Annotated in this window: 18 protein-coding genes; 5 read left to right on the forward strand and 13 right to left on the reverse strand. The window is 66.1% G+C overall.

All coding sequences use genetic code 11. The features are described from left to right. Positions 1-2 precede the first annotated feature (2 nt). The 6 genes from Q7V45_RS07275 to Q7V45_RS07300 all read right to left on the reverse strand — a co-directional run bounded on the left by Q7V45_RS07275 (position 3) and on the right by Q7V45_RS07300 (position 4,622). Positions 3-1,682, reverse strand: a complete 1,680-nt coding sequence (locus Q7V45_RS07275) for an SWIM zinc finger domain-containing protein (protein WP_304849310.1) — start codon at positions 1,680-1,682, stop codon at positions 3-5. After that, on the reverse strand, positions 1,679-2,068 hold the full coding sequence (locus Q7V45_RS07280) for a hypothetical protein (RefSeq protein WP_304849314.1): 390 nt from the start codon (positions 2,066-2,068) through the stop codon (positions 1,679-1,681). The genes Q7V45_RS07275 and Q7V45_RS07280 overlap by 4 nt, the downstream gene beginning before the upstream one ends. Before the next feature lie 89 nt (positions 2,069-2,157). Further along, positions 2,158-2,544: a DUF302 domain-containing protein gene (locus Q7V45_RS07285; protein ID WP_304849317.1), complete on the reverse strand. Its 387-nt coding sequence runs from the start codon at positions 2,542-2,544 to the stop codon at positions 2,158-2,160. Between the two features lie 13 nt (positions 2,545-2,557). Next, positions 2,558-3,880 carry an NAD(P)/FAD-dependent oxidoreductase gene (locus Q7V45_RS07290; RefSeq protein ID WP_304849320.1) on the reverse strand — a complete coding sequence of 441 codons (1,323 nt, stop codon included), beginning with the start codon at positions 3,878-3,880 and terminating at the stop codon, positions 2,558-2,560. 151 nt (positions 3,881-4,031) lie between these two features. After that, positions 4,032-4,235 (reverse strand): DUF2892 domain-containing protein, encoded by a 204-nt coding sequence (locus Q7V45_RS07295; protein ID WP_304849323.1) that lies wholly within the window; start codon positions 4,233-4,235, stop codon positions 4,032-4,034. 18 nt (positions 4,236-4,253) lie between these two features. After that, positions 4,254-4,622 (reverse strand): ArsR/SmtB family transcription factor, encoded by a 369-nt coding sequence (locus tag Q7V45_RS07300; protein ID WP_370692562.1) that lies wholly within the window; start codon positions 4,620-4,622, stop codon positions 4,254-4,256. A gap of 13 nt (positions 4,623-4,635) precedes the next feature. Here Q7V45_RS07300 and Q7V45_RS07305 point away from each other — a divergent pair, with 13 nt between their 5' ends. Together Q7V45_RS07305 and Q7V45_RS07310 are read left to right on the forward strand one after the other, a co-directional pair. Then, complete coding sequence (locus tag Q7V45_RS07305) at positions 4,636-5,604, forward strand: efflux RND transporter periplasmic adaptor subunit (protein ID WP_304849325.1); 969 nt, start codon at positions 4,636-4,638, stop codon at positions 5,602-5,604. Continuing rightward, positions 5,601-8,831 (forward strand): efflux RND transporter permease subunit, encoded by a 3,231-nt coding sequence (locus tag Q7V45_RS07310; protein WP_304849328.1) that lies wholly within the window; start codon positions 5,601-5,603, stop codon positions 8,829-8,831. Before Q7V45_RS07305 ends, Q7V45_RS07310 begins: the two co-directional genes overlap by 4 nt. Before the next feature lie 30 nt (positions 8,832-8,861). On the opposite strand, the gene Q7V45_RS07315 is transcribed toward Q7V45_RS07310, so the two are convergent. Both Q7V45_RS07315 and Q7V45_RS07320 read right to left on the reverse strand, forming a co-directional pair. Next, the gene (locus Q7V45_RS07315) at positions 8,862-9,824 is read right to left on the reverse strand and encodes an aldo/keto reductase (protein ID WP_304849330.1); all 963 of its coding nucleotides are present in this window, start codon (positions 9,822-9,824) and stop codon (positions 8,862-8,864) included. Between the two features lie 47 nt (positions 9,825-9,871). Continuing rightward, on the reverse strand, positions 9,872-10,159 hold the full coding sequence (locus Q7V45_RS07320) for a monooxygenase (RefSeq protein WP_304849331.1): 288 nt from the start codon (positions 10,157-10,159) through the stop codon (positions 9,872-9,874). 67 nt (positions 10,160-10,226) lie between these two features. Here Q7V45_RS07320 and Q7V45_RS07325 point away from each other — a divergent pair, with 67 nt between their 5' ends. From Q7V45_RS07325 to Q7V45_RS07335, 3 genes are read left to right on the forward strand one after another with little or no spacing between them, the layout of a single operon-like run. Continuing rightward, complete coding sequence (locus Q7V45_RS07325; RefSeq protein ID WP_304849334.1) at positions 10,227-10,916, forward strand: haloacid dehalogenase type II; 690 nt, start codon at positions 10,227-10,229, stop codon at positions 10,914-10,916. Then, positions 10,913-11,923, forward strand: a complete 1,011-nt coding sequence (locus Q7V45_RS07330; protein WP_304849337.1) for a threonine/serine dehydratase — start codon at positions 10,913-10,915, stop codon at positions 11,921-11,923. The genes Q7V45_RS07325 and Q7V45_RS07330 overlap by 4 nt, the downstream gene beginning before the upstream one ends. After that, on the forward strand, positions 11,920-12,972 hold the full coding sequence (locus tag Q7V45_RS07335; RefSeq protein WP_304849340.1) for an adenylate/guanylate cyclase domain-containing protein: 1,053 nt from the start codon (positions 11,920-11,922) through the stop codon (positions 12,970-12,972). Before Q7V45_RS07330 ends, Q7V45_RS07335 begins: the two co-directional genes overlap by 4 nt. Before the next feature lie 51 nt (positions 12,973-13,023). Here the strand turns inward: Q7V45_RS07335 and Q7V45_RS07340 are convergent, their stop codons facing one another. The 5 genes from Q7V45_RS07340 to Q7V45_RS07360 are packed head-to-tail and all read right to left on the reverse strand — an operon-like array spanning position 13,024 to position 17,708. After that, on the reverse strand, positions 13,024-13,995 hold the full coding sequence (locus Q7V45_RS07340) for a branched-chain amino acid ABC transporter permease (protein ID WP_304849344.1): 972 nt from the start codon (positions 13,993-13,995) through the stop codon (positions 13,024-13,026). Then, a complete protein-coding gene (locus Q7V45_RS07345) occupies positions 13,992-14,864 on the reverse strand; it encodes a branched-chain amino acid ABC transporter permease (RefSeq protein ID WP_304849348.1) in 873 nt (290 codons plus the stop codon). Before Q7V45_RS07345 ends, Q7V45_RS07340 begins: the two co-directional genes overlap by 4 nt. A gap of 8 nt (positions 14,865-14,872) precedes the next feature. Continuing rightward, complete coding sequence (locus tag Q7V45_RS07350) at positions 14,873-15,577, reverse strand: ABC transporter ATP-binding protein (RefSeq protein WP_304849352.1); 705 nt, start codon at positions 15,575-15,577, stop codon at positions 14,873-14,875. 14 nt (positions 15,578-15,591) lie between these two features. After that, positions 15,592-16,365 carry an ABC transporter ATP-binding protein gene (locus tag Q7V45_RS07355; RefSeq protein WP_304849355.1) on the reverse strand — a complete coding sequence of 258 codons (774 nt, stop codon included), beginning with the start codon at positions 16,363-16,365 and terminating at the stop codon, positions 15,592-15,594. Positions 16,366-16,394: 29 nt separating this feature from the next. Continuing rightward, positions 16,395-17,708 carry an ABC transporter substrate-binding protein gene (locus tag Q7V45_RS07360; RefSeq protein WP_304849357.1) on the reverse strand — a complete coding sequence of 438 codons (1,314 nt, stop codon included), beginning with the start codon at positions 17,706-17,708 and terminating at the stop codon, positions 16,395-16,397. Between the last annotated feature and the right edge of the window lie 18 nt (positions 17,709-17,726).

A 17,726-nucleotide genomic window follows, 5' to 3' on the forward strand; every position in this document is an offset into this window, starting at 1 on the left:
CTTCATCCCAGAAGTTTAATGAAGTTGCGCTTGAGCCGGTGACGCTCCTTGAGCGACGCGACATATTGAGCCTGGGCAGCCGGCTCGCGCAATCGCGCCATGCGGGCGATCAGCCGGCAAGCCTCTTTATCCCCCGTGCTGCCGCCGTTCTTGATGTGGAATTCGACATTCCGGGCATGGGCCGCGAGCGCCTCCTGGGGATGAGTCTCCTCGCTCGCCTCGGCCAGCGGCCCCGTGAGATACGGTCCCATCCCAGGGTGACTGCGCAAGGCCGTCCACGCGGCGTCGTACATCTTCTCTTCCATGAGGACTAGAATGAAGGTGCTGACCGACATATCCCCGGTCATGGGCCGGCTGGCCGCTGCCTTCGCCTCAAGATACGTCAAGGCACGGTCGCGGGCAGTCTTTCCGCCCAGCTTTCGGATCTGCCGATAGAGATCCAGGCTTGGAGCCTTTTCGAAGGCGTTCCACAAACGCGTGACGGCGTCTTCCTTCCGGCCGGCCCTTGCGAGGAGGTCGCCGACGAACAGCACCAGCCCTTCATCCGGTCGCCCGTCCTCGAACATCCACAGTCCCTCCTCCGCGTGCCGCAACGCCTCCTCCTTGCGGCTCTCGGCGAGGCAGAACTTCGCCAATGTCAGATAGTCGGACGACGTCGACAGGCTCCGGGACCGCAGCGCGATTCTCGTCCCGACGTCACCGTCGCGCTCGGCGAAGAAGTCGAGGATGTCGACGAGGACGGAAGGATCCTTTTCGTTCTTCTCGGGCTTTCGCGCGGGCGGCGGCAGTTTTTCCCAGGCTTCGAGGGCAAGGCGTCGATATTCGGCGAGCCCCGCTTCGCCCAACGCCTCGTCGTACCGCACCACGGCCCGATAGAAAGTATCGTACTGGCCATGGAGTTGGCGCGGGAAGAGATCGCGCGCGAGGGCGACCGGGTCTGGCTTCGCCGCCAGGCAAGCGGCGAGATGGATGTCGCCGGCCTGTTCGAGCAGGCCGCTGCCATGTCCACCGGATTCGTCGATCTCGTCGATCGCGGCTTCGATGCGGTCGATGGCGTGCAGGGCAAGCTTCATGGCCAGGGCGACATGCGGCCCCTCGACAAGCTGGGCGATGGCACCGAGAGCGGCGCCGACATTGTCGGCCCAGTCATCAGCTTCGTCATAGTCGACGAAGCCTTCTGTGCGTGTAGCCCCGTCGATTGCCCGACGCAGCTGCCTTTCGAGACGCTTGACGTCGCCGGCGGACGACGTTGTGGCAGCAATATCGAGCTTGCGGAACAAGGCCGTGTCGCGCTCGGCGAGTTCGACGACCATCTCGACCAAGGCGTCGACGCCCTTCTGCTTCAGATGGGCCCGGATACGGTCGAGGACCGATGGCCCTTCCTCCCGGCCGTCATCAGCGACATCGTTTGCCGCGAGGCCGGTCGCCACCATATGCTTGCATAAGCCCCAATCGCGGAAGGCCGGGCACGAGCATTCGCCACTGATCTTCTTTCCCCGCCCCCTCAGCACGGTGCGATAGTCCTCCGAGCCGAGGACCCGGGCAAGCACCCGGTCCCGCTCGACCGACAGGAGGTCGACCTGCCCGTCGCGATGATAGTCTTCGCCCCGCGCGAACACCTTGGCGCCGGCCTGAGCGCGCAAGGCAGCGACGTCGAAACGGGGTTTGCGGGGCGCTTTCATACAGGCGGGATCATCCGCTCGACTTCCGCCAGGGCCTCGTCGAGTGTCAGGGCAGCATGTTGGCGCCACCATTGCCCGGTATGGCGCTGCCACATCACGTCGAACAGCAGGTCCTGGATGGACTCTTCGACGTGGTCGAGTCGGGCATACCCGGCATCGAACTCCTCGCCGAGATTGTCCGGCCAGCCCGACCGGAATCGCACGATGAAGCTGTACTTGCTGCCCCGCCACCGGCCGAGCATGTCGACCGGGTAGTTGAATTCGGTCGGTCGGACCTCGGGGAGATAAAGCGGCTTCAGCTTGTCGGCGATAAGCTGCTGGCAGCGCGCGCCCATGACGGCCTTTTCGTCAGCCGTCAGGACCTTTACCCAGACACGCTTCGTCACGCGCTTCGCCATTCGCGATCCCTTCGGCGGTCATTCTAGACGCCGGTCGCCGTGGATCGGAAGTAGCTACTCGTCGGCCACGAGGCGCTTCAGAGGCGCGACACCACTCTCTTCAGCTTATCGCGGACCTGCTCGGCTGCCTGCTTGAGGCGGGGATTCTCGACCGCCATCATCGACGCCACGGGATCGATCGCCGCGACCTCGACCTTCCCGTCCGGCGTTTCCTGGACCACGACATTGCACGGCAGCATGGTGCCGATGTGGCCTTCGATCTGCAGCGCCTCGTGGGCAAGCTTGGGATTGCAGGCGCCCAGGATCCGGTAGCGGCGGAAATCGACGCCGATCTTCTTCTTCAGCGTATCGGCAACGTCGATCTCGGTGAGGACGCCGAAGCCCTCTTCCTTGAGTGCCTCCGTCGTGCGGCGCACCGCTTCGTCGAAACCCGGGCCGAGCGTCGCGCTGATGTAATAGGACATGTCGTGTCTCCTTTCAGGCCGCGCGATCGGGCGGCCGGGGTTCACCCTGTTCCGGGCGCAGACGGTCGATGCCCAGGACCTTCATCATCAATCGCTCGTATGCCGGCTCGCCAGCACCACTGCGCACCTTGTGCAGGAAGTATTTCTCGAAGCCGACTTTGGCCACATGCACCCAGTAACCGCGGCCCGCCCAGTTGACGTTTCGCGGCGGAATCTGAGGCAGCGCGACGAAGGCGACGCCGTCGTTGCCGAAGTCTGCCAGGCAGACGGCATTCCAGGTGGGTTCGCTCGACGGCGTGCGGCCGGCGATCAGGGCCGCGATGTTCTGCGCCACCGCCGCGACCATCGATTCGATCATGTAACCGGTCTTGGGAACGCCGACCGGCACCGCGGTCTGCTCGTAGGGCGGGATGGCGATACAGACACCGACAGCGAAGACGTTCCCGTAAGCTGGGTTGCGCTGGTGCTTGTCGACCAACACGAAGCCGCGCGGATTGGCGAGGCCCGGCACCCCCTTGCCGTCCTCTCCCATCAGGCAGGAGACGCCGCGGAACGCCGGGATCAGCATCGCGAGCTTGGCCGGAAAGCGATGCTGCGGGCCGGGCTTGCCGTCCGCCACCATCTCGGTGCATTCGACCGCATCCGCCTCGACCCGGTCGATCCGGGCGCTGGTCACCCACTTGATGTCGTGATCGCGCAACACCGATTCCAGCAGGCCCTTTGTGTCGCCGACCCCGCCCAGCCCGAGATGGCCGATATAGGGCTCGGCGGTGACGAATGTGATCGGCACGCGGTTGCGAATCTTGCGCCGGCGCAGGTCGGTGCTCAGCATCAGGGCGAATTCGTAGGCAGGACCGAAGCAGGAAGCGCCCTGCACGGCGCCGACGACAATCGGACCGGGGTCGGCGCAGAACTGGTCCCACCGGTCCGCCGCCGCTTCTGCATGATCGACGTGACAGACCGAGAGGCTGTGTGCGTCCGGACCCAGGCCGGGAACCTCATCGAAGGCAAGTGCCGGGCCGGTCGCAATCACCAGATAGTCGTAGGAGATGCGGCGGCCGTCGTTCAGCTCGATGGCGTTCTCGGCGGGATGCAGGCGCTTCGCACCGCTGGCATCGAAGCCGATACCGAGCCTCTCCAGCACCCCGGGGAGATGGACCTTGATGTCTTCGGGCTTGCGCCACCCCAGGGCGACCCAGGGATTGGACGGCACGAAGTGGAACCACTCGGAATCGGACACGACGGTGATGTCCGCTGCGCGGCCGACCACGGTCCGCAGTTCGTACGCCATCGAAATTCCGCCGATTCCAGCCCCGACGACGACGATCTTCGGCATGGCATCCTCCGATCTTCAGACCAACAGCGTTTCACATCCAGTGGTAGCGGTCTTTGCGATGAATCAAGGAACCCCGGCGCCCAGCGTCCATGCTGCATCGATGAAGCACAGCCGCCCCATCGAGCGCAGCGAGGTCATATGGCTGCGGGCGTCAGGAGAAGGCGGTACCGGCCTTGAATCCGAGGCGCTTGAAGATCATCGCCGCGGGACAGAATCCACTGAACGCGGCCTGCACGAGGTTGAGCCCGACGAAGGCGGTGAACAGCAGCCAGTAGGGGCTGTGGAAATGGCTCAGCACGAGGCTGACCAGGATCATCATTCCGGCAAAGGCCATCACGGCACGGTCGATCGACATGGTTGTCTCCTCCTCACGTTACCGGCGATGCGCCGGTCGACAATAGACACCTTGCAGAGCACCGATCACCTCGCCGACGCTGCTGTCGGCCAGCGAATAGTGGATCGTCTGCGACTCCCGGCGCGCCTTCACCAATCCGGCGTCGCGCAGCCTGGCGAGATGCTGCGACAGCGCCGACTGGCTGAGCCCGACGATGGGTTCAAGTTCACCCACGGTGCGTTCGCCGTTCACGAGCTCACACAGGATGATCAGACGCCGTTCGTTCGCGATCGACTTCAGGAAGGAAGCCGCCTCGACGGTGCGGGAACGAAGCTCCTCTATATTCATAGTTGCTAATTTAGTTTTTGCTAATATATATGTCAAGCCCGCCGCAAGGAGGGCCGTCACTTAGGAACGCAACATGATCCGTATGACCGCCGCCGCCACGCTTCTGCTGGCGGGCTTCCTCTCACCCGCCGCCGCCCAGCAGACCGTCACCCGGCAGCAGGTCGACGACCGGAAGGCCGTCATCGCGACGGTGGAACCCATCCGGGAGCTGGTTGCCCGCGCGCGCATCGGCGGCACGATCGTCGCGCTCTCCGGGCGCGAGGGCGATCAGGTGGCCGCCGGAGACCGCATTGCCCTCGTCGTCGATCCCAAACTCGCCCTGCAGATCCAGGCGCTCGAATCGCGCATCCAGGCGCAAAGCGCGGCCCGCGAGCAGGCCCAGATCGACCTGAACCGCATCGAACAATTGCGGACGTCGGGCACCGTCTCCCAGGCCCAGCTCGATCAGGCACGCACGCGGCTCAACATGGCCGAACGGACTTATCTGGCGCTGCGTTCGGATCGCGAGGTCGTCGAGCAGCAATCGACCGAGGGCGCCGTTCTGGCGCCGGCCTCGGGCCGCGTGCTCAAGGTTCCCGTCTCCGTCGGCAGTGTCGTGCTCCCGGGCGAGACGATCGCTACCCTGGCCACCGACAACTACATCCTGCGCCTGCAGCTTCCCGAACGGCACGCCCGGTTCATGAAGGCAGGCGACGAGATCCTCGTCGGATCACGCGGCCTCCAGCAGCAGGACCAGGAGACGCTGCGCCCGGGCCGCGTGCGGCTGGTCTATCCGCAGATCGACCAGGGCCGGGTGATTGCGGATGCCGAAGTCGACGGACTCGGGGACTTCTTCGTCGGCGAACGCACGCGGGTCTACGTCACCACCGGCAAGCGCGACGCGCTGGTGGTGCCGGCCGAACTCGTCTACCGCCGCTACGGCGTCAGCTACGTAAAGCTGAAGAAGGGCACCGAGGTCGTGGTCCAGCCCGGACTGCCGGTCGACGGCGGAATCGAGATACTGTCGGGGCTCAACGAGGGCGACGTGGTGGTCCTGCCATGAAGCTCGGCATTTCCGGCGCGCTGACCCGCGCCTCCATCTCCTCGCCCCTGACCCCTCTCTTCCTCGTGGCCGCAGTGCTTGTCGGGGCCCTGGCCTTGCTGTCGCTGCCGCGCGAGGAGGAGCCGCAGATCAGCGTCCCGATGGTCGACATCCAGGTGGCGGCCAACGGATACAAGGCCAGCGACGCCATCGAACTGATCACCAAGCCGCTCGAGGATATCGTCAAGGCGATCAACGGCGTCGAACACGTCTATTCGTTCACCCAGGACGACGCCGTGCTGGTGACGGCGCGCTTCCTCGTGGGCACGTCGGAAGATACCGCCCTGCTGCGCATCCACGAGAAGATCCGGGCCAACATCGTCGATCTGCCGAAGGGCATTCCCGAGCCGCTGATCGTCGGCCGCGGCATCAATGACGTGGCGATCATTGCCCTGACGCTCGAACCGAAGCCTGGCGCGGCGGCGCGCTGGAACGACAACGGCCTGTTCCAGATCGCCGACGAACTGCGCCACGAACTCGTCAAGACCGACGATGTCGGGCTCAGCTATATCGTCGGCGGCAGCCCCAACCAGATCCGCGTCGAACCCGACCCGGAACGCCTGGCGCTCTACGGCATCACGCTCAACCAGCTCGTCGACAAGCTGGCCAATGCCAACCGGTCCTTCGTGGCCGGCGCGTTCCGCCAGCTCAACCGCACCGTGCCCGTTGTGGTCGGACAGACCCTGCAGGGCGTACCCGACGTCGGCCTGCTCCTGCTGACGTCGCGCGATGGCCGTCCCGTGTACGTCAAGGACGTCGCCAGCATCGTGGTCGGCGCCGCCGAACCCGGCCACCGGACCTGGACACTGACCCGCGGCGCTTCGGGAGAACTCGAGACCCGGCCCATGGTGACGCTCGCCTTCGCAAAGCGCAGCGGCGCCAACGCGGTCATCGTCGCCGACCAGATCCTGGAGCGGCTGAAGTCGGTGCAGGGCGCCCTGGTGCCCGACGACGTCGCCGTCACGGTCAGCCGGAACTATGGCGAGACGGCAACCGAAAAGGCCGACGAACTCCTGTTCCATCTGGCCCTCGCGACCGTTTCGATCGTCCTGCTGATCGCGATCACCGTCGGCTGGCGAGAAGGCATCGTCGTCCTGGTGGTCATCCCGACCACGATCCTGCTCACCCTCTTCGCTTCGTGGCTGATGGGTTACACCATCAACCGCGTCAGCCTGTTCGCCCTGATCTTCTCGATCGGCATCCTGGTCGACGATGCGATCGTCGTGGTCGAGAACATCGTGCGGCACTGGCAGGCGCGCGGAGGCGCCGATCTCAAGACCACCGCGATCGAGGCGGTTTCGGAGGTCGGCAATCCGACGATCGTCGCCACGCTCACCATCATCGTGGCTCTCCTGCCCATGATGTTCGTGAGCGGCCTGATGGGCCCCTACATGAGCCCGATCCCGGCCAACGCCTCGATGGCCATGATCTTTTCGTTCTTCGTCGCCGTCGTCATCACGCCATGGCTGCTGTACCGCGTCGCCGGACGCCATTTCGCGAAGGCATCGCCGGCCGCGGGGGCAGCCCACGGCCATGGCGAGGGAGGCGTGCTCGGCCGGCTCTTCCTCAGGATCGCGCGACCGCTGCTACGGGGACGCCGACGCTCGGGATTGTTCCTGCTGATTGTCGGCCTCGCCACGGCCGCGGTCTGCGTGCTGTTCTTCACCCGCGACGTCGCGGTCAAGCTGCTGCCCTTCGACAACAAGTCCGAGCTGCAGGTCGTGGTGGACCTGCCTCAGGGCACGACTCTCGAAGAGACCGACCGTTTCCTGATGGCGGCGGCAAATCGCCTGAAGGACCTGCCGGAGATGACCTCCATCCAGGTCCATGCCGGGACCGCAGCGCCGTTCAATTTCAACGGCCTGGTGCGACACTCCTATCTCCGGGGATCGCCGCAGCAGGGCGACCTCCAGATCAATCTCCTGCCCAAGGACAAGCGCGCCCGCGCCAGCCACGCGATCGCCCTCGACGTGCGCAAGCGACTGGACGGCCTGGACCGGCCCGTGGGCAGCGTGGTCAAGGTCGTCGAGGTCCCGCCCGGCCCACCGGTCCTCGCCACCCTGCTGGCCGAGATCTACGGCCCCGACGAGAAGACGCGCCGCGAAACCGCAATGAAGGTCCGCGAGGCCTTTCAGAAAGTGCCGTTCGTCGTCGATCTCGACGATACGTTCCGCCCCCCCGGCGAACGCCTGCGCTTCTCGATCAACCAGGAGAATCTCGAATTCTACGGCGTCGAGGAGCAGGCGGTGTACGACACCATCGCCGCCATCATCGGCGGGGTGAAGGTCGGCTACTCGCAGCGCAGCCACAATGCGAAGCCCATCGAGATCGTGGTCAAGCTGCCGCGCAGCGCCGAATCGCTGAGCGAACGCATCCTGTCGACGCCGCTGCCCGCCGGCGGCACCCGCCGCCAGGGGGCGAACGTCGAGCTGGGCGACGTCGTGACGGTCAAGCGCGAGCCCGCTTCCTACACGCTGTTCCGTCGGAACGGTCGCTTCGCCGAGATGGTGCAGGCCGAGGTGGCCGGCCGTTTCGAAGCCCCGATCTACGGCATGCTGGCCGTCGAGGACGAGATCGCCAGGCTCGACTGGGGCAAGGCCGGGCCACCCCGGATCTTCTATCACGGCCAGCCGACCGACGAGTCCCGTCCCGCTCTGCTCTGGGACGGTGAATGGGAGGTGACCTATGTCACCTTCCGCGACATGGGCGCCGCCTTCGGCGTGGCCATCCTCGGCATCTACCTGCTGGTCGTGGCGCAGTTCGGCTCCTACCGCCTGCCGCTGGTGATCCTGACTCCGGTGCCGCTCACCCTCATCGGCATCGTGCTGGGTCACTGGATGTTCGGCGCGCCGTTCACCGCGACCTCGATGATCGGCTTCATCGCCCTCGCCGGCATCATCGTGCGCAACTCGATCCTGCTGGTCGATTTCATCCAGCATCGTCGGGCCGAGGGTGCCGCCCTGCGCGACGCCCTGCTCGAAGCCGGCGCGATCCGCTTCAAGCCGATCTTCCTGACGGCCGCCGCCGCCATGATCGGCGCCGCCTTCATCCTCACCGACCCGATCTTTCAGGGGCTGGCAATCTCGATGGTGTTCGGGCTCGCGTCCTCCACGGCCCTCACGGTGCTGGTGATCCCCGCCATCTACGTCTGGCTGCGCGACGACGGGAAGGATGCGAGCGCGCCTTGAGCACCCGGAACGAAGGACCCTTCCCTTCGTTCACCCGATCCGCCTGAGGACGGGGTCCGGCAGCGGCCCCTTGTTCACGGCGGCGATCGCTTCCTCGAGGTGCTGCAGCGTCGAGTAGCCGACCAGCATCGTCGAAACGCCCGGATGCGAGATCACGAATCGCTCGGCGAGCTCGGTCAGGCTGCCCGCCACGCCTTCCTTGACCAGCGGCTCCAGCTCACGCGCGCGCGCCACGTCGCCCGCGAAGTCCGGAGCCGAACCGATCGGCGGGACCTGTTGCTGGGCGAGCGGGTGGCGATCCATCGTGCCGGCCAGCGCGCCGCCGGCCAAAGCCCGGATGACGATCGTGCCCATGCCGGCGGCCTGCGCCCGGTCGAGCAGGCGGCCATAGTCGAGGCCGGGCGCGCCCTTGGGCATCGGCCCGCCGGCACTGGGGTTGAGGGCGTTGTAGACGACCTGCACCGTGTCGAAGAGCTTCGAGTCGACCGCCTTCAGGAGTGCCGCGGGCTCTCCCACGCCGCTGAACCCGATGAAGCGGGTCTTGCCCTGCTTCCTGAGCTTCTCCAGCGCCGGCACCACTTCGTTCAGGGCGATCTCGACATCCAGCTTGTCCCCGCCGTCCCCGGCCGTCAGCGGATTGTGGAGCTGCAGCAGATCGACATGGTCGCGGCCCATGCGTTTCAGGCTCTCCTCGGTCGAGCGGGTGACCAGGCCCGCGACGTCGGCGCGGTCCGCCGCGGTCAGCCGGAACTTGGTGCCGACCACGACGTCGGCCTTCAGCGCCTTCAGGACACGCCCGAGATTGCGCTCGGACTCGCCGTCGCCGTAGCGGGCGGCCGTGTCGAAGTAATTGATGCCGGCCTCGATCGCCCGCGCCACGGCACGCTCCTGGTCCGGCCCGGCGCCCTTGGTGAACAGTCCGCCCACCGCACCCGCGCCGTATCCGAGCACCGAAACCTCAAGGCCCGTCCGGCCGAGCTTGCGCCTCTGCATTGTTTCCTCCCGTGCTGTGATGAAACCGCGCAACCGCGGTTGCGCGGTCAGGCGTTGTCGATGCGGACCTGGCCCGCCTCGTTGTCCACCACGACGTGGTTGTCGTAGTAGGTGACGATCGGCCTGGCACCGAAGGCCGCTTCCATGCGCTTTTCCCATTCCGGCGTGTACCAGGCACGGGCGGCCGCCTCCGATGCCCAGAGATAGACACCGCCCCCGCCCGCCTCGCCGTTGAGATAGTACTTCTTCAGGAGGCCCTTCGCGCCGAGCGCCGTATAAGTCGGCGCCGATTTGGCAGCGGCCTCGACGGCGGCGTCCCGTGGACGCTTGGGCATGGGGATTTGAACGATGGCGATGAACATGCTTGTTAGCTTACGGTCTGGGCCGCTCTGGAGCAATTGAATGACCGTCATCCTGCCAGGCGTCGAGATGTGCGTCTTCGACGCCTATGGTACGCTGTTCGACTTCAATTCGGCGGTCGCGCGCCATCGCCGGACGGTCGGCCCGTCCGCGGAGGCCCTTTCGGAGCTCTGGCGAACCAAGCAGATCCAGTACACTTGGCTGCGCAACGCCATGGCCACCTATGCGCCGTTCTGGCAGGTGACCGGAGAGGCGCTCGACCATTGCCTGGCCGCCCATCGCATCACCGATCCAGCCGCGCGCGAGCGGCTGATGGGGGCTTACCTGGCCCTCGATCCCTTCCCCGAGGCGCCGGGCATGCTGGCCTGCCTCTCGCGCGCCGGCATGCGGACCGCGATCCTGTCCAACGGCAATCCCGGCATGCTCGACCCGATGGTTGCAGCGTCGGGTCTCGCCGACCACTTCGAGGCGGTGCTGAGCGTCGAAGAGGCGGGCGTCTTCAAGCCCGATCCGCGCGTCTATCGCCTCGTCGAGGCGCGCTGTGGCGTGACGCCCGACAAGGTTTGTTTCCTGTCGTCGAACTGCTGGGACGCGCATGGCGCCGCGCAGTTCGGTTTCCGTACGGTCTGGGTGAACCGAACCGGCGCACCCGACGACAACCTGCCCGGCACGCTCTCCGCCCGAATCCGCGATCTGTCCGACCTGCCCGACCTGATTGGTGTTCCACGATGAGTTCGCTTCCGACTTTTGCCACTCCCACATTCGCCGACGTCCAGGCCGCCGCCCGCCGTCTCGAGGGCATCACGATCCGCACGCCGCTGCTCGAGAACGAGCGCGTCAACCGCACGCTGGGCGGCCGCCTGTTCCTCAAGGCGGAGTGCCTGCAGCGCACCGGCTCGTTCAAGCTGCGCGGCGCCTACAATTTCCTCGCCTCCATGAGCGAGGCCGACCGCGCCAGGGGCGTGGCCGGCTGGTCCTCGGGCAATCATGCGCAGGGGCTCGCCGAGGCGGCCCGCCTGCTCGGCACCAAGGCCACCATCGTGATGCCGGCCGATGCGCCGGCCCTCAAGGTCGCCAACACGCGCGCCAGCGGCGCGGAGGTGGTGCTCTACGATCGCGTGAAGGACAGCCGCGAGGAGATCGGTCAGGGCATCGCGGCAAAGACCGGCGCCACCATCGTGCCGCCCTACGATCATCCCTGGATCCTGACGGGCCAGGGCACGGCCGGCCTCGAGATCGCCGAGCAGGCGAAGGCGCTGGGCGTGACGCTCGATGCAGTGGCCGCCCCCTGCTCCGGCGGCGGCCTGGCGACCGGCGTGGCTCTGGGCGTCAAGGGCGTCAGCCCGACGACCACGGTGCACGCCGGCGAGCCTGCCGGCTTCGACGATCTCGCCCGCTCGCTCGCCGCCGGAACCAAGCAGAAGAACGAGAAGCTCTCCGGCTCGATCTGCGACGCGCTGCTGGCGCCGACTCCAGGCGACGTCACCTTCCCGCTGGCGCAGCGGCTCCTCGGTCCGGGGCTCGTCGTCACGGACGAGGAAGTGCTGGAAGCCATGGAGCTGGCCTTCCGCGAATTCAAGCTGGTGGTCGAGCCGGGGGGCGCCGTCGCACTGGCGGCGGCCCTCACCGGAAAGCTGCCTGTGAAGGGCCGCGCCGTGGCCGTCGTCTGTTCGGGCGGCAATGTGGATCACGCCACGTTCAAGCGGGCGCTCGACCGGATGCCCAACGTCCCCGCATGACGATATCGAGGCGCAACCGGCGCGAATGGCGGATCATCCTGTGGATCAGCCTGGCCAGCGCCGTGATCAGCGCCTATTTCGGCCAGGCCGTGGCTCCCGCCGACGCGCCACCCTGGAGCGGCGTCGTGCATGGCATCCTCACGTCCCTGCTGATCACCACGCCGATCACCTTCTTCGAGGTACGGCGCGCGCGCATCAACTCGCTTGGCTGGATGCGTCGCCTGCCGCTGCTAGGCTATTTCCTCGTCAAGGTGGCGTTCTATTGCGTCGCCATCGTCGCAGGGCTGATCCTTTCGCGCCTGTTGATGTCGATCGGAACCCGGCAATTCGTCATTTTCGATTCGATCTTCCAGAACTCCGTATTCTTCGCCATCGGCATGTCGGTCGTCGCCAACCTCATCGTCGAGACCGGCCGCCTGCTGGGGTTCGGTACCCTGAAGAACCTGCTGCTCGGGCGCTATGCCCGGCCCCGAAGCGAGCAAAGGGCGTTCCTGCTGATCGACATGAAGGATTCGACCGGGCTCGCGGAGAAGCTCGGCGCGATCCGGTTCCATGAGCTGCTCAATGCCTTCTTCCGCGACATCGCCGACGCCGCCCTGGAATGCGACGCCGAAATCCACAAGTACGTCGGAGACGAGGCGATCCTGACCTGGCCGGAAGGTCTTCCGCTCAGCGCCGGCGACTGCCTCGACTGCCCGTTTCTCGCCCGCCAGAACATCGCAGGCAACGCAGCGCGCTACCGCGACCGGTTCGGTGCCGTCCCCGAGTTTCGCGCGGCCCTGCATTACGGTGAGATCGTCGCCGGTGAAATCGGCGACGTGCGCCGCGAGATCACCTATGTCGGAGACACGCTGAACGTGGCGGCGCGCCTGCTCGACGCCTCCAAGGGGCTCGGCCGCGACGTCCTGGCGTCCGGCGAATTGCTCGCCCGGGTCCGCCTGCCGGCAGGCCTTCAGGCCGAACCGTTGCCGACCCTGACGATCCGCGGCCGCGATGCGCCGCTCGAGATCGCCGCGCTATCGATGCGCGGCGGCCAGGATCAGCACTGAGGCCTTTCGCCGGTCTTCAGGCGGACAACAGGCCGGCCGTGCCTCGCCAACTCATCGATTTTTCCGCTTGCCCGACGACTTCAGCAAGTCGAGCAAGCTGCCCAGGATACCCTTGGGGAGGAAGATGATGAACACGACCAGCAGGACGCCGTAGACGAGGTTGTCCCAGCCGACGGCCTTGGTGCCGAAGCCGATGCGCAGGACCTCGGCCAGCATGATGGTGATGATGGCACCAATCGTCGGCCCCAGGGCGACGTATATGCCGCCCACGACGGCGGCGAACACCATCTGCAGGGAGACCGCGATGCCGCTCACCGTGTCGGGGGCGATGAACATCTGGTACTGGCCGTAGAGGGCGCCCGCCATCGCCGTCATAACGGCACTGATCACGGTGATGCGCAGCTTCTCGGCCGTCACGTTGACGCCCGCCGCCGCCGCCGCGTCCTCGTCCTCCGAGATCGCCTCCATCGCGTAACGGCTCATGCTGCGGTCGATCCAGTACCAGACAGCCAGGCCGCCGGCCCAGACGCCGAGCGCGATCAGGTACCAGACGACCTTGTCGTCGAACTGCAACGCGAGGATGTGGCTGCCCTTGGTCCGCTCCGGCGTGTAGCCCAGCGAACCGCCGGTATAGTCGCGGGTCGCGATGATGATCTGCAGGACGATGCCCGACAGCGCGAGTGTCACCAGCGCGAAATAGTGGCCGGTAATGCGGAAGCGGAAGCACGGATAGGCCACCACCAGCGCCAGCGCCCCGGCGCATAGCATGGCCGCCGGGATGCCGATCCACGGCGAGACGCCGAGATGGTTCCACAGCAGCGCCGTCACGTAGGCGCCGACGCCCATGAAGCCGCCATGGCCCAGCGACACCAGCCCGAACCGCCCCATCATCGACCACGACGTGTAGGCGAACGACCAGATGAGGATCAGCACCAGGATGTGCAGGTGATAGGGGTCGCGATAGACGAAGGGCAGCGCGACCAGCGCCACCAAGCCGACACCCCAGGCGAGCTGCTTGTTCATGAGCGCTTCGCCAGCAGGCCGGCGGGCCGGATGAACATCATGACGATGAAGAAGGCGAAGGCCAGCACGTAGCCCCATTCGAGGTCGGAGAAGAGCCCGCCGAGCGAGATGATCTCGGCGAACAGGAAGGCGGCCACGAAGCCGCCGACGAAGTTGCCGAGACCGCCCAGCACGCAGATCAGGAAGGTGATCGGCCCGAAGGACAGGCCGACGAAGGGATGGACGTCGTACTGAAGCACCAGCAGGCAGGCCGCCAACCCGGCCAGTCCGCCGCCGAGCGCCGACGTGACCAAGTAGATCTTCTTCGTGTCCACACCCATCAGCGCCATGATCTGGCGGTCCTGGGCGATCGCGCGGATGGCCGTGCCGGTGTAGGTGCGCGTCATGAAGAGATAGACCGCGACCATGCCAATCAGCGCCGCGCCGAAGGCCAGCAGGCGCGCGTAGCTGAAATGCATCTCGCCCAGCGCCAGAACCGGCAGGCGGATGCCGAGATTGCGGAAGTCGATGCCGAAGGCCACCGTTGCGAAGCTCTGCAGCACGAACAGAACGCCGCCGGTGGCGAGCAGCTGGTTGATCGGCGGCGCCCCCAGCAGCGGCGAGATCACCAGGAAGTGGAGGGCCGCCCCCAGAGCCGCAACCAGCAGGATGCAGAGCGGCGCCGCGACCCAGTACGGCAGGTGATAGACCGAGAACAGGTAATACATGCCGTACATGCCGATCATCACCAGCTCGGCATAGCAGATCCACGTCACGTCGATGACGCCGAAGATCAGGTTGAGGCCGAGTGCGAGCAGCGCCAGCACCCCGCCCAGCAGGATGCCGTTGACCAGCGCCTCGAGCAGGTAGATGTCAAAAATTTCCATCATCGCCTCACCTAGACGCCGAGATACGCTTGCCGGATCGAATCGTCGGCCAGCAGATCGGCCGATGCGCCGGAGGCACGAATGGAGCCGGCCTCGAGGAGATAGGCGCGGTCCACGACCTTCAGGACCTGCTGCACGTTCTGCTCGACGATGAGCACCGTGAGGCCACCGCCCCGGATACGCTTCACCAGTTCGAACACCTGCTGCACCACGACCGGCGCGAGGCCGGCCGAGGGCTCGTCGAGCAGCAGCAGCTTGGGATCGCTCATCAGCGCGCGCCCGATGGCGCACATCTGCTGCTCGCCGCCGGACATCGTCCCGGCGAGCTGGTTGCGACGCTCCTTCATGCGCGGAAACAGGTCGAAGACGAAGTCCATGCGCTCGCGATAGCGCGCCCGGGCTTCCGGCATGAAGGCGCCCATGCGCAGATTGTCCTCGACGCTGAGCCGTGGGAACAGCCGCCGGTTCTCCGGCACGTGCGCGATGCCGAGGCTGACGATCCGATGCGCCGCGGTCGCCAGCACGTCGGTGCCCTGCATGCTGATCGAGCCCCGGGTCGGACGGATCAGCCCGGAGATCACGCGCATCAGCGTGGTCTTGCCGGCGCCGTTGGGGCCGATGACGCCCACCGCCTCGCCGGCCTTGACGTCGAGATCGACGCCGAACAGCGCCTGGAACCTGCCATAGCCGGCGTCGATCGATCTGAGTTCGAGCATTGGTGCGAGCCCCGTCAGCGCGTGGCCGGACTGCCGCCCGCGGCGGCGGCGGCCGTGGCCTGGGTGGCGAGCGCGTCGGTGCCCAGATAGACCTCGATCACCCGGGGGTCGTGCGACACCGCGCTCGGCAGGCCCTCGGAGATCTTCTCGCCGTGGTCCAGCACCATGACGCGATCCACGACCTTCATCAGGACGCCCATGATGTGCTCGACCCAGATGATGGTGATGCCGAGTTCGCTGCGGATCTTGCGCAGCATGTCGGCGGCCTGTTCCATCTCCGTCTCATCGAGGCCGCCCAGGCTCTCGTCGGCCAGCAGCAGCTTCGGCCCCGTCGCGATCGCCTTGGCCAGTTCCAGCTTCTTGAGGCCGGCCGCTCCCAGCCCGTCGACGCTGGCGCTGCGATCGGTCGGCAGGCCAACCATGGCGAGCGCACGCTCGGCCGCCTCCTCCGCCTTTATCAGGCTGTGGCTGCCCTGACCGTAATAGCCCGCCAGGACCACGTTCTCGAAGATGGTCAGGCGGCGAAAGGGCCGCGGGATCTGGAAGGTCCGGCCGATCCCGCTGTTGATGATGCGGTGCGGCGGCAGGCCGGCGATCTCGGTGCCAGCGAACCTGATCGATCCCGCGCTGGGCGGGAACGTTCCCGACAGCATGTTGAAGATCGTGCTCTTGCCCGAGCCGTTGGGGCCGATCAGGCCGAGAATCTCGCCCTGATCGACCTTGAACGACACGTTGTTTACGGCCGTGAACCCGCCGAAACGCTTTACCAATCCCTCGACGACCAGCACGGCACGCCCTCGTTCGTTGCGGCCACGGCCTACTGGTTGCTAAAGCCCGAGGTCTTGGGCAGCGGCAGCACCGGCTCGCGCTGCTGCTGGCTCTTCGGCCACACCACGTACGACTTGTCGTCGACATACTGGATGATGACCGGGAACGACCGCTCGTTCTGGCCGGCGATCGGCGAGCCCTCGCCCGCGAACTTCACGCCGAAGCCCAGCATCGTGCCGCCTTCCGGCAGGTCGACCTCGAGGGCGGCCTTGCGCAGCGCGTCCGAGCTGATCCCGCCGTGCTTCTTGATCGCGCGCGGCAGGACCTCGGTGAAGAACACGTACGAATTGGAAGCGGCCATGCCGACATGGGCCGAACGGATGGCGACGCCCGGCTTGATCTTGTCGAATTCCTCGCCGACCATCTTGATTACCGGCGGCAGCTTCGGATCGAGCGCCGCCTGGTTGGCCAGCCAGATGGAGATCGGATCGATGTTGAACACGTAGTTCACATCGTTGCCCATGCCCTCCTTCAGCTTCTCGTAGACGCCGTAGCCCGCGCCATGACCGACCAGCGCGCCGAACTTGAGGCCCTGTTCGCGCGCCTGGCGGGCGAACAGCGTGATATCGGGGTTGTACCCGGTGTGGAAAATCACGTCGGGACGGGCCCGCTTCAGCTTCGTCACCAGCGACGACAGGTCGGGTGCAGTCGCCGAATAGCCTTCCTTCATGACGATGTTGAAGCCGGCCTTCTTGGAGCCCGCTTCGTTGCCCTTGGCGACGTCGACGCCGTACGAGCCGTCTTCATGGATGATCGCCACGCGCATGTCCTTCGGCTCCTTGCCGAACTTCGCCTTGGCGTTCTTTTCGATCATGTCGGCGGCCATGAGGCCGAACTGCTGGCCGCTCGCCTGGGGCCGGAAGACGTACTTCAGGTTCTTGTTCTCGACGACGCTCGTCGAAATGCAGGTGGTGATCCACATGAAGTTCTTGAGCTGCTCGACACGCGCCGCCACGGGCACGCATTGCGCCGAGGAAAAGAACCCCAAGAGGAGGTTGACCTTCTCCTGCTCGATCAGGCGCACCGCCTCGTTGATGGCGACGTCCGGCTTGCTCTGAGCGTCGGCGTAGACCGCCTCGATCTTATAGCCCTCGACCCCACCCTGCTTGATGAAGTTGTCGATCATGATCTTGGCGCCGACGTACTGCAGTTCCGACCCACCGCCGGCCAGCGGGCCCGTCAGATCATAAATCACGCCGATCTTGATCTTCTTCTCTTGCGCGGTAGCACTGCCCGCGAAGCCGAAAGCAGCCGACGCGGCGACCACGCCAGCCAAGAGGCGGCGCCCAATACCCTTGGTCATGATCTCTCCTCCCAGTGA

Source organism: Reyranella sp. (assembly GCF_030651995.1).
Classification (GTDB): domain Bacteria; phylum Pseudomonadota; class Alphaproteobacteria; order Reyranellales; family Reyranellaceae; genus Reyranella.

Bases quoted from the DNA above. Each gene is read 5' to 3' on its own strand.
- Q7V45_RS07275 (WP_304849310.1), bottom strand. From the start codon at position 1,682: ATGAAAGCGCCCCGCAAACCCCGTTTCGACGTCGCTGCCTTGCGCGCT.
- Q7V45_RS07285 (WP_304849317.1), bottom strand. From the start codon at position 2,544: ATGTCCTATTACATCAGCGCGACGCTCGGCCCGGGTTTCGACGAAGCG.
- Q7V45_RS07290 (WP_304849320.1), bottom strand. From the start codon at position 3,880: ATGCCGAAGATCGTCGTCGTCGGGGCTGGAATCGGCGGAATTTCGATG.
- Q7V45_RS07295 (WP_304849323.1), bottom strand. From the start codon at position 4,235: ATGTCGATCGACCGTGCCGTGATGGCCTTTGCCGGAATGATGATCCTG.
- Q7V45_RS07305 (WP_304849325.1), top strand. From the start codon at position 4,636: ATGATCCGTATGACCGCCGCCGCCACGCTTCTGCTGGCGGGCTTCCTC.
- Q7V45_RS07310 (WP_304849328.1), top strand. From the start codon at position 5,601: ATGAAGCTCGGCATTTCCGGCGCGCTGACCCGCGCCTCCATCTCCTCG.
- Q7V45_RS07315 (WP_304849330.1), bottom strand. From the start codon at position 9,824: ATGCAGAGGCGCAAGCTCGGCCGGACGGGCCTTGAGGTTTCGGTGCTC.
- Q7V45_RS07320 (WP_304849331.1), bottom strand. From the start codon at position 10,159: ATGCCCAAGCGTCCACGGGACGCCGCCGTCGAGGCCGCTGCCAAATCG.
- Q7V45_RS07325 (WP_304849334.1), top strand. From the start codon at position 10,227: ATGACCGTCATCCTGCCAGGCGTCGAGATGTGCGTCTTCGACGCCTAT.
- Q7V45_RS07330 (WP_304849337.1), top strand. From the start codon at position 10,913: ATGAGTTCGCTTCCGACTTTTGCCACTCCCACATTCGCCGACGTCCAG.
- Q7V45_RS07335 (WP_304849340.1), top strand. From the start codon at position 11,920: ATGACGATATCGAGGCGCAACCGGCGCGAATGGCGGATCATCCTGTGG.
- Q7V45_RS07340 (WP_304849344.1), bottom strand. From the start codon at position 13,995: ATGAACAAGCAGCTCGCCTGGGGTGTCGGCTTGGTGGCGCTGGTCGCG.
- Q7V45_RS07345 (WP_304849348.1), bottom strand. From the start codon at position 14,864: ATGATGGAAATTTTTGACATCTACCTGCTCGAGGCGCTGGTCAACGGC.
- Q7V45_RS07350 (WP_304849352.1), bottom strand. From the start codon at position 15,577: ATGCTCGAACTCAGATCGATCGACGCCGGCTATGGCAGGTTCCAGGCG.
- Q7V45_RS07360 (WP_304849357.1), bottom strand. From the start codon at position 17,708: ATGACCAAGGGTATTGGGCGCCGCCTCTTGGCTGGCGTGGTCGCCGCG.